The sequence below is a fragment of the Micropruina sp. genome, assembly GCF_047602085.1.
GTDB lineage: Bacteria > Actinomycetota > Actinomycetes > Propionibacteriales > Propionibacteriaceae > Micropruina.
This window is the reverse complement of record NZ_JASGID010000004.1, coordinates 247,255-262,565: the sequence shown is the minus strand read 5'-3', so window position 1 is coordinate 262,565 and position 15,311 is coordinate 247,255. Positions and strand designations below refer to the sequence as shown.

The window sequence follows — 15,311 nt, the reverse complement described above, 5'->3', positions numbered from 1 at the left end:
CGTATTCTTGATCCTCGGTGCCTATGGGTTTGTCGTCGGCTGACCTGGTTCGATCCGGATCGCCCGTCCCGGTGCTGCATTCATGAAGTTCGAAGAGAGTGGGTCAGGCGTGTACGCGATCGTGCGCAGTGGCGGACGCCAGCACAAGGTTGCCGTCGGCGATGTCGTCGAGATCGATCGGGTCGTTGATGCCGAGGTGGGTTCGAGCGTGTCGCTGACCCCGCTGCTGGTGGTCGACGGCGAGGCGGTGACCACCGAGGCGGCCCAGCTCGCCAAGGTGACTGTCAGCGCCGAGGTGCTGGGCGAGATCAAGGGCAAGAAGATCCACATTCTGAAGTACAAGAACAAGACCGGGTACAAGAAGCGCCAGGGCCACCGGCAGAAGTACACCCGGGTCAAGGTCACCGGAATCGAAGGCTGAGGTAGCACGATGGCACATAAGAAGGGCGCATCCAGCTCTCGCAACGGTCGCGACTCCAACTCGCAGCGGCTCGGCGTCAAGCGCTTCGGCGGTCAGCAGGTCAACGCGGGCGAGATCCTCGTCCGGCAGCGCGGCACGCACTTCCACCCTGGTGAGGGTGTGGGACGCGGCGGCGACGATACGCTGTTCGCGTTGCGCGCCGGTGTGGTCGAGTTCGGCACCCGTCGTGGCCGCAAGGTTGTGAACGTGGCGCTGGTCGCAGCCACCGCAACCGCCGAGTAGAACTCCAACCCATCAGGGCGGCTTCCGCAACGGGAGCCGCCCTGATGTGCTGCTCAGGCTAGGCGCACCCCGATTGAGGCTCGCGGTCGACAGCCCGCTGGGCGCGAGCCTGCGGAACGGACGCACCGCCGCTGGAGTGCCAGCACGTCACCGCCGGCGCACACCACTTGGGTGCCTAGCTGGGCGGACCTCGGTGAGCGTCGGCCGGGGCCTGTGGGACGATGAACGTCGGCACGCCCGCCAACACCCCTTGCACCGGAAAGCTCCCAGCATGGCCATTCCCTCGTTCGTCGATGCCGCGACCCTGACGGTCGCCGGAGGCAACGGCGGGCACGGCTGCGCGTCCATTCACCGTGAGAAGTTCAAGCCGCTCGGCGGCCCGGACGGCGGCAACGGCGGCAACGGCGGCTCGGTGATCTTGCGCGTCGATCCGGGCCTGACCACATTGGTCGAATATCACCGGCAGTCGCAGCGCCGCGCCGGCAACGGTCAACCGGGCAAGGGCGATCACGCCAACGGCGGCAACGGTGACGACGTCGTGCTGGCCGTGCCCGAGGGCACTGTGGTGCGCGACGCCGACACCGGTGAGACCCTGGCCGACCTGGTCGGTGCTGAGGCTGAGGTGGTGGTCGCGGCCGGCGGTCGCGGCGGGCTCGGCAACGCGGCCCTGGCGTCCGCGAGCCGTAAGGCACCCGGTTTCGCACTGCTCGGCGAAGAGGGCGAGAGCCGCCGGGTGACCCTTGAACTCAAGGTGCTGGCCGACATCGGGCTGGTCGGCTTTCCGAGCGCCGGCAAGTCGTCGCTGATCGCCGCGATCAGCCGGGCCCGGCCGAAGATCGCCGACTACCCGTTCACCACGCTGGTGCCCAACCTGGGCGTGGTGGTGGCCGGCGAGGTCACCTTCACGGTTGCCGACGTGCCAGGGCTGATCGAGGGTGCCTCCGAGGGTCGGGGCCTGGGGCACGACTTTCTGCGGCACATCGAACGCTGCCAGGCGATCGTGCACGTGATCGACTGCGCCACCTACGAACCCGGCCGTGACCCGCTCACCGATCTAGACGTGATCGAGGGCGAACTCGCCGCGCACGGTGGCCTGGAGGACCGGCCGCGCATGGTGGCGCTGAACAAGGTGGACGTCATCGACGCGGCCGAGCTGGCCGAGATCGTCCGGCCCGATGTCGAGGCCCGGGGACTGCCCGTCTTCGCCGTCTCGACCAAGACCGACGAAGGGCTGCGGGCGCTCACCTTCGCGATGGCCGACCTGGTTGCGACGCGGCGGGCCGCGGCCCCCACACCCCAACCGAAGCGGATCGTGATCCGCCCCGCCCCGGTGGCCGGTGGCCCCGAGTTCACCATTCGCAAGCAGGGTGACGGCGAGGGCGGCTTCGTCTGGCGGGTGCGCGGTGACAAGCCCGAACGCTGGGTGCGGCAGACCGACTTCGGCAACGGCGAGGCGGTCGGCTACCTGGCCGACCGGTTCGCCCGGCTGGGCATCGAGGACGAGCTGCTGGCCCAGGGCGCCCGGGCCGGCGACGCCGTGGCGATCGGCGAGGGGGAGCACCCGGTGGTGTTCGACTTCGCGCCACAGGTCGAGATTGGTGCCGAACTGCTGTCGCGGCGCGGCGAAGACCAGCGGCTGTTCGAGGAGCGCGAGTCGGTGAAGCGCCGGCGCAAGCTCGATGCCGAGTACCACGCGGCCAAGCAGGCCGAGCGACTCACCCGGATGGCGGCCGACGGCTACGCCGGCGATGCCCCCGACCTGGACGACGGCCCAGAACCGGCCGAAGGTGACGATGACTGACCGCCCGCAGATCGCCGATGCCCAGCGCATCGTGGTCAAGGTCGGCTCGTCGTCGCTGACCGGACGCCGTGGCCTCGACGTCGAGCGGCTGCAGAGCCTGGTCGGCACGCTGGCCGCACTGCGCTCGGCCGGCAAGGATGTTGTGCTGGTGTCGTCCGGCGCGGTGGCCGCGGGCATGCCGGCGCTGGGTATGAAGCACCGGCCTCGCGACCTGGCCGGCCAGCAGGCGGCCGCCTCGGTGGGTCAGGGGCTGTTGATCGAGCGCTATGACGCGCTGTTCGCCAGGCACGGCCTGGTGGTCGGGCAGGTGCTGCTGACCGTCGACGACCTGACCCGTCAGGCGGGCTACCGCAACGCGCTGCGCACCTTCACCCGGCTGCTGCAACTGGGCGCGATTCCGGTGGTCAACGAGAACGACACCGTGGCCACACACGAGATCAGGTTCGGCGACAACGACCGGCTGGCCGCACTGGTGGCCCATCTGGTGCAGGCCGACGCCCTGGTGTTGTTGTCTGACGTGGACGCTCTCTACACCCGGCACCCGTCCGACCCCGAGGCGGTGAAGCTGACCGAGGTGCGCGACGTCGACGAACTTGATATCGACACGTCGAAGATCGGCTCGCGGGTGGGCACCGGCGGCATGACCACCAAATTGCAGGCGGCCAGCATCGCCACCGCGGCCGGCATCACCGTGGTGCTGGCCTCGTTCGACGACAATGCCGCGGCGGTCAGCGGGGCAGCGGTCGGCACGTTGTTCCACCCCACCGGCAAGAAGCGGTCGCGGCGGCTGATGTGGCTGGCCTACGCGTCGCAGGCCAAGGGTGATCTGGTGCTCGACGACGGCGCCGTGCGGGCAGTGCTGGAGCGTAAAGCGTCGCTGCTGCCGGCCGGCATCACCGCCGTGCGGGGTGACTTTCTGGCCGGTGAGCCGGTGCGCCTGGTCGACGCTGCGGGCGCGGTGATCGCGCGCGGCATCGTGAACTACGACGCCGTCGACCTGCCCGCACTGCTGGGCCGGAGCACGCATGAACTGGTCGAGGAACGCGGCCCCGAGTTCGACCGCGAGGTGGTGCACCGCGACGCGCTGATCGTGAAGCTGCGCAAGCGCCGCTGAGCGGGCTTGCCGGTGATCGAGCTTGTCGAGATCGGGTTTGCCGCTGATCGAGCTTGTCGAGATCGAAGTTGCCGGTGATCGAGCTTGTCGAGATCGAAGTTGCATGTCCGAGGTCTCGACAGGCTCGACCGGCGGGTGCGGTCGGGTTCGATGGGCGGGTCTCGACGGGCTCGACCGGCGGGTGTGGACGGGTTCGATGGGCGGGTTTCGACGGGGTCGACCAGGGGGCGCTCAGCCCGGTAGTGAGAAACCCTGTGGCAGCAGGGGGGGCAGCACCGAACGGATCAGCTTCGATAGTTGCTGCTCGCGCTCCTGGGTGAGCCGTTCGGCCGGCATCGTGATCGACAGCGCCGCCATCGGGTTGCCCCGCTGCAGCACCGCTGTGCCCAGGCAGGCCACTCCCGGCTCATTCTCTTCGAGCTCGGTCGAGAAACCGTGCTCGCGGGCAGCGTGGACGGCGGCGATCAACTGCTCCAACGAGACCTCGCTGTGATGCAGGTAGGCGGCCAGTTGGTCGTCCGGCACCTCGCGGGCGGCCAACAGGGCCCGGCCCATCGCCGAGGCCGCCACGGACGTCCGTTGCCCAATCTGCGACCACACCCGGATCGCACGCTCGGGCTCGACCTTGTCGAGGTACAGGATCTGGTCACCGACCAGCACCCCGAGGTGCACGAGCTCGTCGGCTTCGCGCGACAGCGCGACCAGCGCCGGATGCAGCGCCTGGGCGAGGCTCTGCGGGGTCAGGAAACGCTCGCCCAGCGCCATGGCGGCAGTGCCCAGGCGGTAGTCGCCGGTGGTCTCAGCCTGGCTGGCGAAACCCCGAGCCCGCATCGTCAACAAGGCGCGATAGGCGGTGGACTTGTTGACTCCGGTGGCCGCAGCCAGTTCGTTGAGCGGCAAGCCCGCGGGCCCGGCCTCGGCGAGAGCCGTCAACAGGCTCAGTGCACGATCGATCGCTTCGACGCGGGGCGTTGTGGGCATGAGCCGATGATGCCTGGTGGTTTCATTGAGCGCAATGGACCGATTCATTCAACGAAAGCGCGTTGCCACACCCTCCTGCGGTGTGGCACTCTATTTCAAACAATGAACTCATACGTTTCAATGAATGAAACTTAGGAGCTCCAGTGCCTCTCATCGACGAGATTCTGGCTCACCGCATCGTTCCGGTGGTGATCGTCAACGACGCCGAACGGGCCGTTGGGCTGGGTGAAGCGCTGCAGGCCGGAAGCCTGCCGGTGGCCGAGGTCACGCTGCGTACGCCGGCCGCACTCGAAGCGATTGCCGTGATGGCTCAAAACCGCGACCTGCTGGTCGGTGCCGGCACCGTGCTCACCCCCGCCCAGGTCGACCTGGCGGTGGCTGCCGGAGCGCGGTTTCTGGTGAGCCCCGGCTTCAGCGCGGCCACCGTGGCACGTGCCGTCGAGCGAGGCGTCCCGATCGTGCCGGGGGCCGTCACCCCCAGCGAGGTGATGACCGCGATGGCTGCCGGCCTGGAGCTGCTCAAATTCTTTCCCGCCTCGAACTACGGCGGCACCGGCACCCTGAAGGCGTTCTCGTCGGTCTTTGCGAACGTCCGGTTCATCCCGACCGGCGGCGTCTCGGCCAGCAACCTGGGTGACTACCTCTCGATGCCGAACGTGCCCGCGGTGGGTGGCTCCTGGATGGTTCCGGTCGATCTTGTGGACGCCGGCGACTTTGCCAGCATCGAGCGACTCAGCGCCGAGGCGGTCGCCGTCGCGGCCGCAGTCTGAATGCGAAAGGTGCCAGCAATGACCAACCAACTCACCCTGCGGCCGGCCGCGGAGTGCCGTTACGACGCGCTTGCTCTCGGCGAGGTGATGCTGCGGCTCGATCCGGGCGAGTTCCGGATTCGCACCGCACGTGGTTTCACCGCCTGGGAGGGCGGCGGCGAGTACAACGTGGTCCGCGGTCTCAGCCGAGTGTTCGGGCAGCGAGCCGGTGTGATCACCGCGTTGGTGGACGACGAGGTCGGCCACTTGGTCGAGTCGTTGATCCTGGCCGGGGGAGTGGACACCTCGCTGATCCGCTGGGTGCCCACCGACGGGGTGGGTCGCGCCGTGCGCAACGGGCTGAATTTCACCGAGCGTGGGTTCGGCGTCCGCGGCGCCAAGGGGGTGAGCGACCGGGGCCACACCGCGATCGCCCAGCTCGGGCCGGACGACGTCGACTTCGACCACATCTTCGGCACCCTGGGCGTGCGCTGGCTGCACACCGGCGGCATTTACGCCGCGCTGTCCGAGACCAGCGCAGCCACCGCGCTGGCCGCGATGCGGGCCGCCAAGAAGCACGGCACGATCGTCAGCTACGACCTCAACTACCGGCCCAGCCTGTGGCAGAGCATCGGGGGCCAATCCCGGGCCCAGCAGGTCAACCGCGAACTGGCCCGCTACGTCGATGTGATGATCGGCAACGAGGAGGACTTCACCGCCGCGCTGGGTTTCGAGATCGAAGGCGTCGACGAGCACCTGACCGAGTTGCCGATTGACGGGTTCGCCCGGATGATCGAGACCGCGGCCGCCGCGTTCCCGAACTTCCAGGCGATCGCCACCACTTTGCGGGCGGTGCATTCGGCGTCCGACAACGACTGGAGCGCCCTGGCCTGGTCGCCCGACGACGGCCTGAAGCGGGCCGCCGACCGCAAGCACCTGGAGATTCTCGACCGGGTGGGTGGTGGCGACTCGTTCGCCTCAGGCCTCGTCTACGGCCTGATCACCGGCGAAGACCTCCAGACCGCCGTCGACTACGGCGCGGCGCATGGCGCCCTGGCGATGACCACCCCGGGCGACACCACCATGGCCACCAAGGCCGAGGTGCTGAAGCTGGCTGGTGGCGGCAGCGCCCGAGTGGATCGCTGAGCAGCACCGTGGCTGACGTCATCGAGCAGGCTGAGGTGCTGGTCAGCAGCCCCTCACGCAACTACGTGACCCTGCGCATCGTTACCCGCGATGGCATCGTCGGGCTCGGCGACGCCACGGTCAACGGCCGCGAGCTGGCTGTGGCGTCGTACCTGCGTGACCACGTCGCACCGTTGTTGATCGGACGCGATCCGGGCCTCATCGAAGACACCTGGCAGTATCTATACCGAGGCGCTTACTGGCGTCGTGGGCCGATCGGCATGGCCGCCATCGGTGCCGTGGACGTGGCACTGTGGGACGTGCTGGGCAAGCGCACCGGCCAGCCGCTCTACGCCCTGTTCGGCGGACGGGTCCGCGACCGGCTGGCCACCTATCGGCACGCCCAAGGCTGGGACATTGCGGCCCTGCTGGAGCAGGTGGATGCCCACCGCGCAGCCGGGTTCGACAACATTCGGGTGCAGGCCGGGGTACCGGGGCTCGACATCGTGTACGGAATCGGGAACGGTTCGGTCTACGAACCGGCCGGACGCGCCGCGCCCGTCGAAGAGACCTGGGACACCGAGGCCTACCTGCGCCACATGCCCGGGGTGCTCGCCGCCGTCCGCGAACATGTCGGCGACGGGGTGGGACTGCTGCACGACGTGCACCATCGGCTAACCCCGATTCAGGCGGCCCGGCTGGGCAAGGCGGTGGAGGAGTTCGGCCTGTTCTGGCTGGAAGACGTCACTGCGGCCGAAGATCAGGAAGCGCTGCGGCTGGTGCGCCAGCACACCACGACACCGCTGGCGATCGGTGAGGTGTTCAACACGGTCTGGGACTGCCAGCAGTTGATCACGCAGCGGCTGATCGACTACATCCGCACCGCGGTGGTGCACGCCGGCGGCATCAGTCACATTCGCAAGATCTTCGCCCTTGCCGAGATTTTCGGCGTGCAGGCCGCCCCGCACGGGCCCTCGGACGTCTCGCCGGTCTCGATGGCGGCGTCCATTCACCTGGGGGTGGCCACGCACAATGTCGCCATTCAGGAGTACATGGGCTACCCCGATCTGGTGCACCAGGCGTTTCCGCATTCCTGGCATGTCGAAGAGGGTCACTTGCAACCCGGCGACGAGCCTGGCCTTGGTGTTAGCCTCAACGACGACCTGCACAGCCCCGACGACTACGAACCCGCATATTTGCCCGTCGTCCGCCGACGGGACGGCACTCTTACAGATTGGTGATCAACGATGATCCACGACCTATCTCTGGCCAGCTATCGTGGCGCGGTGCTCGGTGCGAGTGCTCCGCCGACCCCGGGCATGCTGCACCTCGGCATCGGCAATTTCCATCGGGCACATGCCGCGGTCTACACCGCGAAGGCCATGGCCGCAGCCGGCGGCGACTGGGGAATCGTCGCGGTGGCGAACCGGTCGCGCCGCGTGGTGGACGCGCTGGCCGCCCAGCACCACAGGTACTCGATTCTCGAATTGTCGAGCGCGGGCGAACGGGTCGACGTGGTGGACGTGCATCGCGAAACCATGGTGGCCGCCGAGCAGACCGCCGAACTCATGGCTCGGATCGCCGACCCGGCGATTCGCATCGTCACGATGACGATCAGTGAGAACGGCTACTGCCGCAACGCAGTCACCGGGGCCCTTGACGTCGACGGGCCGGCGATCAGTGCCGATCTGGCCACTCCGGCTGCCCCGCGCACCAGCATCGGCCAGCTCGCCGGAGCGCTGATCCGGCGCTACCAGGCCAGCGCCGAACCGATCACCATCTTGTCGTGCGACAACCTGGTATCGGCCGGGCACACCGCGCAAGCGATGGTCGGCCAGTACCTGCAGGCAACTGTCACCCCGGCCGGTTTTCACGACTGGTTTGGTGCCTCGGTCACCTTTCCGAACGCGATGGTCGATCGAATCGTGCCCGGCACCACCGATGTCACCCGTGCCCGGGCGGCTGAGCTGCTCGGCCTGACCGACGCTGTTCCAGTACCGGCGGAGCGGTTCAGCATGTGGGTGATCGAAGACCGGTTCGCCGCCGGGCGTCCGGCCTGGGAGCAGGCGGGCGCGATCTTCAGCGACGAGGTGGAGGCATACGAGCTGGTGAAGCTGCGGCTGCTGAACGGCTCGCACTCGCTGATTGCGTACCTGGGTGGACTCTCGGGTACCGAGACGATTCCGGCCAGCTTCGGCCAGGACTTCGTGCGCGCCTGCGTCACCGAGTTACTCAACAACGAATATCTGCCCAGCATCGAGTTGCCCTCCGGCTTCGATCCGCAGGCCTACATCGCCGAACTGTTCGATCGGTGGAGTAACCACGCCCTGGGCGACGCCACTGCGCGGGTGGGTTCGGACGGGTCGCTCAAACTGCTGCAGCGGGTGCCCGACCCGGCGTTGCGCATGCTGAACCTGGGTGAGGTGCCGCAGCAACTGGCCTTGATGGTGGCCGGCTGGATCGCCTGCGTCGCGCCCCCGGCCGGCTTCGCCCCCGGCCCGGTCGCCGACGCCATGGTCGAGCCGGCCCGGGACAAGCTGGTCGAGACAACCGTCGGTGCCGGTTCGGTGCAGTCCCATGTGGAGGCCATCGTGCGTGGTGGCTTCTTCCCCGATGCTCTGGCCGACTCCGACGTGTTCGTGGAGCGCGTCGCCGAGCTCGTCCAGATCATCGTCAGCCATGGCGTCCGGGCCGCGGCCCAGGCTGCTCTCGACGCCTGACCCCACGACTCGCTTGTACGACCAAGGGGTTTCGACAAGCTCAACCACCAGGCCTACAGCCCGCAACTCCAACCTGCGAAGGACAGTCAATGAAGACCCTCAAGATTCACGGCGCCGAAAACATCACCATCGAGGACGCCCCCGTTCCCGAGCCCGGCGATGGCGAGGTGCGGGTGCGCATGCAGTACGGCGGCATCTGCGGTTCTGACCTGCACTACTACTTTCACGGCCGCAACGGGGCCTTCGTGGTCACCGAGCCGTTCACGCCTGGCCACGAGATGTCGGGGGTGATCGACCTCGACCCGTCCGGACGCTGGGCTGCCGGCACCCGGGTGACCATCGCCCCGGCGACCTACGGAACCCCGCAGCCGGGTATCGAGAACCGCAAGTACCTGTGGCCCGGCGGCAGCTACTTCGGCAGCGCGTCCACCACGCCGCACACCCAGGGCGGCATGAGCCAGTACCGCCTGGTGCCCGCCTTCATGGTTCGTGAACTGCCCGAGGGCCTCTCGACCCGCGACGCCGCGCTGGCCGAGCCACTGGCCGTCGCGTTGCATGCCATCTCGATCGCAGGCGGTGTCGAGGGGCAGAAGGTGCTGGTCACCGGATCGGGGCCGATCGGGCTGTGCGTCGTCGCGGCAGCGGCGGCCCTGAATGCCGCCGAGGTGACCGCGACCGACATGCTGGAGGGGCCGCTGGAGCGTGCTCGGGCGGTGGGTGCCACGACCACCTTGAAAGCCGGCGTCGACGAGGTGCCGCCGCTGGCCTACGACGTGGTGTTCGAATGCTCGGGGGTGGCGCCCGCCGTCAACCAGGCCCTGGGCGCCGTACGCCGGGCCGGCACCGTGGTGCAGGTCGGCATTCTGCCGGCCGACAAGATCGCGGTGAACCTCGAACCCCTGGTCAGCCGCGAAGTGCGCTACCTGGGCACGTTCCGGTTCGACAACGAGATCGACCAGGCCATCGCCATGTTGGCCGACTACCCGCAGATCGCGAAGGTGATTACGCACGTGATCGACGCCGATCGCATCGTCGAAGCATTCGAGACCGCCCGCAACAGCCAGGAGAGCGGCAAGGTCGTCGTCTCGCTGTGGCTCGACGACGAGGTCTGACCCGCTGTACCCCCCTACAACCGAAGGAGCATTCCGATGACCGCAGATAGCGCGGCCGGTGGAACGTCCGGCACCGTTGCCGAGCGCTCCACCAAAGATCTTGCCAGGGCGGCCGTCTCGGGCTGGCTCGGAACGGCCCTGGAATTCATGGATTTTCAGCTCTACTCCCTGGCCGCGGCTCTGGTGTTCAGCAAGGTCTTCTTCCCCGGCGAAGCACCCGGTGTCGCGATCATCGCGTCCATGGCCACCTACGCCACCGGCTACCTGAGCCGCCCGCTCGGCGCCTGGTACTTCGGACGCCTGGGCGACCGGGTCGGTCGTACCCGGGTGCTCTTCTACACGATCGCCTTGATGGGTGTCGCGACCACGCTGATCGGCTTTCTGCCCACCTACGGCCAGATCGGCATCATGGCCCCGGTGCTGCTGGTCGTGCTGCGGCTGGCGCAGGGTTTCGGGGCCGGCGCCGAGATCGCGGGCTCGTCGGTCATGCTCACCGAGTACGCGCCGCGCAAGAGCCGCGGCCTGGTCGGTTCGCTGGTGGCTCTGGGCACCAATTCCGGGACGCTCGGCGCCTCGGCCATCTGGGGCGTCCTGGTCGCCACGTTGTCGACCGAGGCCGTGGTCGAATGGGGCTGGCGGATTCCTTTCATCGCATCGTCGCTGATCATGCTGTTCGCCGTGTGGCTGCGCCGCAACCTGCGGGAGTCCCCGGTCTTCGAGGGCCGTGCCGACATCGTCGAGGGCCAGGCGCTGAGCCGGGAGGAACTCGACAAGGCCGCAGCGCACGACAACGTGCTGGCCGATGCCCTGCACGAGCGCAAGGGCAAGGCATTCTTCGAGGGCTTCTTCCTGCGCTTCGGCCAGGCCGGTAACTCGGGCATGATCCAGACCTACCTGATCAGCTACATCACCAGCGTGCTGCTGCTGGCTCCGTCCATCGGCACCGGCGTGGTGATCACCTCGTCGCTGGTCGGTTTCGCCGTCGTTCCGCTGATCGGCTGGCTGAGCGACCAGGTCGGCCGCAAGCTGATGTACATCGTGATGTCGTCGATCGCGCTGGTGCTGGCCGGGCCGATGATCTGGATGATCGCCACCAAGAACGTGAGCAGTGTGTTCGCCGGCTACATCATCATTCACCAGACCTCGGTGCTGGCGTTGGCCTCGTTGGAGAACAACACCATGTCGGAGCTGTTCGGCGCCCGGGCCAGGCTCACCCAGCTCGCGCTGGCCAAAGAGCTGGCGGCCATCGTCGCCACGGGCATCGGCCCCGTGGTCGCCGCGGCGCTGGTGCAGGGGACGGGCGGGTCGGCCTGGCCGATCGCGATCATGATCGGGTTCTTCTCGATCTGCTCGCTCGGCGCGGCCATCGTGATGCCCGAGACCGCCGGGCGCGATCTCACGGTGCTGAACGACGCCCGCAAAGGCGAGGCGATCATTGGCCCGTTTGCTCGCAAGGAGCGCAAGCAGCTCGGCCTGCCCACCTGCGAGGAGGAGCTCGCCAAGCTGGGCTGACGACGTGCTGATTGTTGCTGGTCGAGCTGGTCGAGACCTCGGCTATGGCCCTGTGGCCAGGGGTTTCGACGGGCTCAACCAGCGCTGGTCGAGCTGGTCAGGGCATCCTCTCGCCGTGCCTTCAGCACGGGGCCGTCCGGAGCCGTTCGGACGGCCCGGTGCATCGGTCGGTGTGGCTTGGCCCCGAACTCGGATGGTTCGATCATGGTGGGTCGGCGGTATTCTGCCGCGGTGACCTTCATCGATCAGGCGCAGGCGGCCAAGCGGGCCGCGGTGGCCCTCGCCACCCTCAACCGGGCGGCAAAGGACGTGGCGCTGAATGCCATGGCCGACGCGCTGGCCGGCGCCGAAGGCGACGTGCTCAAAGCCAACCAGCGCGACGTCGAGCGGGCCCGTCGCGCCGGTACGTCCGATGCCCTGATCGACCGGTTGCGGCTCAACCCGCAACGGGTCGACGGCATGGTGGGCGGCCTGCGCGACCTGGCCCGGCTGGCCGACCCGGTGGGCGATGTGGTGCGCGGCTGGACCAATGCCAACGGCGTCCAGGTGCGGCAGGTGCGGGTGCCGTTCGGGGTGGTCGGCATCATCTACGAGGCCCGGCCGAACGTCACCGCCGACGCCGCCGGCATCTGCGTCAAGTCAGGCAACGCCGCCCTGCTGCGCGGATCGTCCTCGGCGCTGGAGTCGAACCGGGCTGTCGTGACGGCCCTGCGGGCGGGGCTCGAGACGGCCGGGCTGCCGGCCGACGCCGTCCAGTTGGTTGAGGGCGGGCGCGAGGTGACGCACGAGCTGATGGCGGCCCGAGGGCTCGTCGACGTGTTGATTCCGCGCGGGGGAGCGGGCCTGATCAACGCCGTCGTCGAGGGCTCGAAGGTTCCGGTGATCGAGACTGGCACCGGCAACTGCCACCTGTTCGTCGACGCCAGCGCCGACCAGGAGATGGCGCTTGAGATACTGCTCAACGCCAAGGCGCAGCGGCCGAGCGTCTGCAACGCGGTCGAGACGCTGCTGGTGCACGCCGCGATCGCTGAGGAGTTCCTGCCCAAGGCGCTCAGCGCGCTGGCAGCGGCCGACGTCACCGTGCACGGCACCGAGGCGGTGCAGGAGTACTCCGGCCAGGTGGTGCCGGCCGGGCCGGGCGAGTTCGATGCCGAGTACCTCTCGCTCGACATCGCCGCCGACGTGGTCGACTCGCTCGGATCGGCGATCGAGCACGTCAGGGCCCACACCACAGGGCACTCCGAGACGATCGTGACCAACGACCGGGCCTCGGCTGACCGGTTCGTGGCCGAGGTGGACGCCGCGGCCGTGCTGGTGAACGCGTCGTCGCGGTTCATCGACGGCGGCGAGTTCGGCTTCGGCGCCGAGATCGGCATCTCGACCCAGAAGCTGCATGCCCGCGGGCCGATGGGCCTGGCCGAGATGACCTCCTCGAAATACATCGTCAACGGGGACGGCCAGATTCGTCGGTGAGGTGACGCCGAGCAGCACAGCGCCGCTGCTTGAGCCTGTCGGCTGTCACCCGCGCCGGACGACCATTGCCGGGCGCTGGCCGTGCTGGGTACCAGTTCTGTCCGGGCGAGGTTTTCTGACCCGCGCTTCCACGCGCCGCGCGGACGGTGGCCGTGCGCGGCCCGGCACCGTTAGGATCCCGCGCATGGGTGTTCTCATGGAAACTGCGGCGGCGCACGACGCGAACCTGCCGTGGATCATCGGCGGGACGATCTTCTTTCTGCTGTTGGTGTGTCTGCGGGTGGTGTGGGGCGTCGGTAAGAGCCGTCCGCACTGCTGATGACCAATACCGGGCTCGCCTGGACCGACGACGGCTCCAGGCGGCGACGGCTGGGCGTGATGGGCGGCACTTTCGACCCGATTCATCACGGTCACCTGGTGGCCGCCAGTGAGGTTGCTGCCAAATTCACGCTGGACGAGGTGGTGTTCGTTCCCACCGGCCAGCCCTGGCAGAAGGCCGATCGCAGCGTCTCGGTAGCCGAGGACCGCTACCTGATGACGACTATCGCGACCGCGTCGAACCCGAGATTCTCGGTGAGCCGGGTCGACATCGACCGGCCAGGCTCGACCTACACCCTCGACACTCTGCGCGACGTGCGTAAGCACTACGGCGAGGAGGTCGATCTGTTCTTCATCACCGGTGCCGACGCGCTGAGCCAAATCCTCACCTGGCATGGCGTGCTGGAGTTGTTCGAGCTCGCGCATTTCGTCGGGGTGAGCCGACCGGGCACCACGCTCGATGCGAGCGACATCGAGCACCTGCCGCCCGATAAGGTCACCCTGCTCGAGGTGCCGGCCCTGGCCATCTCGTCCACCGACTGTCGCACGCGGGTGAAGCAGCGCCTGCCGATCTGGTACCTGGTGCCGGACGGTATCGTCCAGTACATCGCCAAACGCGGCCTTTACCGCTAGACCCAGGGAGCTTGATGACTGCAACGGACCACGCGATCAGCCTGACCCGTATCGCCGCGCAGGCGGCGTCCGACAAGCTGGGCAATGATCTGGTGGCCTTCGACGTGTCCGAGCCGCTGGCCATCACCGATGTCTTTCTGATCGTGAGCGCCGGTAACGAGCGGCAGGTGGGTGCCATCGTCGACGCCGTCGAAGAGGCACTGCTGGCGCACGGCGAGAAACCGGCCCGGCGCGAGGGACACGGCGAGAACCGCTGGGTACTGCTCGACTTCATCGACCTGGTGGTGCATGTGATGCACAGCGAGGAGCGCGCCGTTTACACCCTGGAGCGGCTCTGGCGGGATTGCCCGCGAATCGACCTGGGTGATCTGGCCGAGGCGATGCCCGGCGCTCCACGCGCAGACTCGTGACGGCCGCGCGGCTCGTGGTCTGGCGGCACGGTGAGACGTCCTGGAACGTCGAAGGCCGCTACCAGGGCCAGGCGGAGGTGGCATTGAACGCGCGCGGCGTTCAGCAGGCCCAGGCGTCCGCACCGTTCATCGCGGCCCTGCAGCCCAGCCGTATCGTGTCGTCCGACCTGGGCCGGGCCAGGGCCACCGCGGGTGCCCTGGCCGAACGAGTGGGGTTGCCGGTGGAGCTTGAACCGCGGTTGCAAGAGATCAATGTCGGCGAATGGGTCGGTCTTACCAACGCGGAGGTGTTCGCGGCGCATCCGGACTTCGCCGAGGCGTTGTTCGCCGGACGGGACGCGCGCCGTTCTGCCACCGGCGAGACCGGCGCGCAGGCGGGTGCCCGGGTGGCCGAAGCGCTGCTTGATATCGCCGAGAGCACGCCCGATGGCCAGACGGTGGTGGCGGTGGGCCATGGTTTCGCGCTGCGGGTGGCCACCGTGTTTCTGCTCGGGCTGGACTACGTGCACAACCTCACTCTGGGTGGGCTGCGGAACGCCTCGTGGTCGGTGCTGCAGCCGGCGGGGGAGAGGTGGCGGCTGTTGTCGTGGAACAACGTCGCCGGCGGTGCCTGACGGCTTCCTGTCAACTGCCAACCGAAGGACCGCCGGACCGGCTCAG

The 15,311-nt window shown here is 68.2% G+C and carries 16 protein-coding genes; 15 read left to right on the top strand and 1 reads right to left on the bottom strand.

Annotation, left to right across the window (positions count from 1 at the left end; translation table 11 throughout):
- Positions 1 to 109 precede the first annotated feature (109 nt).
- From rplU to proB, 4 genes are all read left to right on the top strand, one after another.
- The gene (rplU, locus tag QM721_RS07625) at positions 110 to 421 is read left to right on the top strand and encodes a 50S ribosomal protein L21 (RefSeq protein WP_415121037.1); all 312 of its coding nucleotides are present in this window, start codon (positions 110 to 112) and stop codon (positions 419 to 421) included.
- 9 nt (positions 422 to 430) lie between these two features.
- Complete coding sequence (rpmA, locus tag QM721_RS07620; RefSeq protein WP_415120599.1) at positions 431 to 703, top strand: 50S ribosomal protein L27; 273 nt, start codon at positions 431 to 433, stop codon at positions 701 to 703.
- A gap of 271 nt (positions 704 to 974) precedes the next feature.
- Positions 975 to 2,504: a GTPase ObgE gene (gene obgE, locus QM721_RS07615; protein WP_415120597.1), complete on the top strand. Its 1,530-nt coding sequence runs from the start codon at positions 975 to 977 to the stop codon at positions 2,502 to 2,504.
- Positions 2,497 to 3,618 carry a glutamate 5-kinase gene (proB, locus tag QM721_RS07610; RefSeq protein ID WP_415120595.1) on the top strand — a complete coding sequence of 374 codons (1,122 nt, stop codon included), beginning with the start codon at positions 2,497 to 2,499 and terminating at the stop codon, positions 3,616 to 3,618. Before obgE ends, proB begins: the two co-directional genes overlap by 8 nt.
- A gap of 231 nt (positions 3,619 to 3,849) precedes the next feature.
- Here proB and QM721_RS07605 read toward each other — a convergent pair whose 3' ends face one another.
- Positions 3,850 to 4,599 (bottom strand): IclR family transcriptional regulator, encoded by a 750-nt coding sequence (locus QM721_RS07605; RefSeq protein WP_415120593.1) that lies wholly within the window; start codon positions 4,597 to 4,599, stop codon positions 3,850 to 3,852.
- Between the two features lie 143 nt (positions 4,600 to 4,742).
- On the opposite strand from QM721_RS07605, the gene eda reads away from it, so the two are divergent.
- The 11 genes from eda to QM721_RS07550 all read left to right on the top strand — a co-directional run bounded on the left by eda (position 4,743) and on the right by QM721_RS07550 (position 15,265).
- Positions 4,743 to 5,369, top strand: coding sequence for a bifunctional 4-hydroxy-2-oxoglutarate aldolase/2-dehydro-3-deoxy-phosphogluconate aldolase (gene eda / locus QM721_RS07600; protein ID WP_415120591.1), 627 nt, complete (start codon positions 4,743 to 4,745; stop codon positions 5,367 to 5,369).
- 18 nt (positions 5,370 to 5,387) lie between these two features.
- The gene (locus tag QM721_RS07595) at positions 5,388 to 6,494 is read left to right on the top strand and encodes a sugar kinase (protein WP_415120589.1); all 1,107 of its coding nucleotides are present in this window, start codon (positions 5,388 to 5,390) and stop codon (positions 6,492 to 6,494) included.
- A gap of 8 nt (positions 6,495 to 6,502) precedes the next feature.
- Positions 6,503 to 7,714 carry a D-mannonate dehydratase ManD gene (gene manD / locus QM721_RS07590; protein WP_415120587.1) on the top strand — a complete coding sequence of 404 codons (1,212 nt, stop codon included), beginning with the start codon at positions 6,503 to 6,505 and terminating at the stop codon, positions 7,712 to 7,714.
- Between the two features lie 6 nt (positions 7,715 to 7,720).
- Complete coding sequence (locus tag QM721_RS07585; protein ID WP_415120585.1) at positions 7,721 to 9,193, top strand: mannitol dehydrogenase family protein; 1,473 nt, start codon at positions 7,721 to 7,723, stop codon at positions 9,191 to 9,193.
- An 89-nt stretch (positions 9,194 to 9,282) separates the two neighbouring features.
- Positions 9,283 to 10,305, top strand: a complete 1,023-nt coding sequence (locus QM721_RS07580; RefSeq protein WP_415120583.1) for an L-idonate 5-dehydrogenase — start codon at positions 9,283 to 9,285, stop codon at positions 10,303 to 10,305.
- A gap of 36 nt (positions 10,306 to 10,341) precedes the next feature.
- Positions 10,342 to 11,817 (top strand): MFS transporter, encoded by a 1,476-nt coding sequence (locus QM721_RS07575; protein WP_415120581.1) that lies wholly within the window; start codon positions 10,342 to 10,344, stop codon positions 11,815 to 11,817.
- 231 nt (positions 11,818 to 12,048) lie between these two features.
- Positions 12,049 to 13,290, top strand: coding sequence for a glutamate-5-semialdehyde dehydrogenase (locus QM721_RS07570; RefSeq protein ID WP_415120579.1), 1,242 nt, complete (start codon positions 12,049 to 12,051; stop codon positions 13,288 to 13,290).
- Positions 13,291 to 13,474: 184 nt separating this feature from the next.
- On the top strand, positions 13,475 to 13,609 hold the full coding sequence (locus QM721_RS07565; RefSeq protein WP_415120577.1) for a hypothetical protein: 135 nt from the start codon (positions 13,475 to 13,477) through the stop codon (positions 13,607 to 13,609).
- Positions 13,609 to 14,241, top strand: coding sequence for a nicotinate-nucleotide adenylyltransferase (gene nadD / locus QM721_RS07560; RefSeq protein ID WP_415120575.1), 633 nt, complete (start codon positions 13,609 to 13,611; stop codon positions 14,239 to 14,241). The genes QM721_RS07565 and nadD overlap by 1 nt, the downstream gene beginning before the upstream one ends.
- A gap of 14 nt (positions 14,242 to 14,255) precedes the next feature.
- Positions 14,256 to 14,651 carry a ribosome silencing factor gene (gene rsfS, locus QM721_RS07555; protein ID WP_415120573.1) on the top strand — a complete coding sequence of 132 codons (396 nt, stop codon included), beginning with the start codon at positions 14,256 to 14,258 and terminating at the stop codon, positions 14,649 to 14,651.
- Positions 14,648 to 15,265 carry a histidine phosphatase family protein gene (locus QM721_RS07550; protein WP_415120571.1) on the top strand — a complete coding sequence of 206 codons (618 nt, stop codon included), beginning with the start codon at positions 14,648 to 14,650 and terminating at the stop codon, positions 15,263 to 15,265. The genes rsfS and QM721_RS07550 overlap by 4 nt, the downstream gene beginning before the upstream one ends.
- The last annotated feature ends 46 nt before the right edge of the window (positions 15,266 to 15,311 follow it).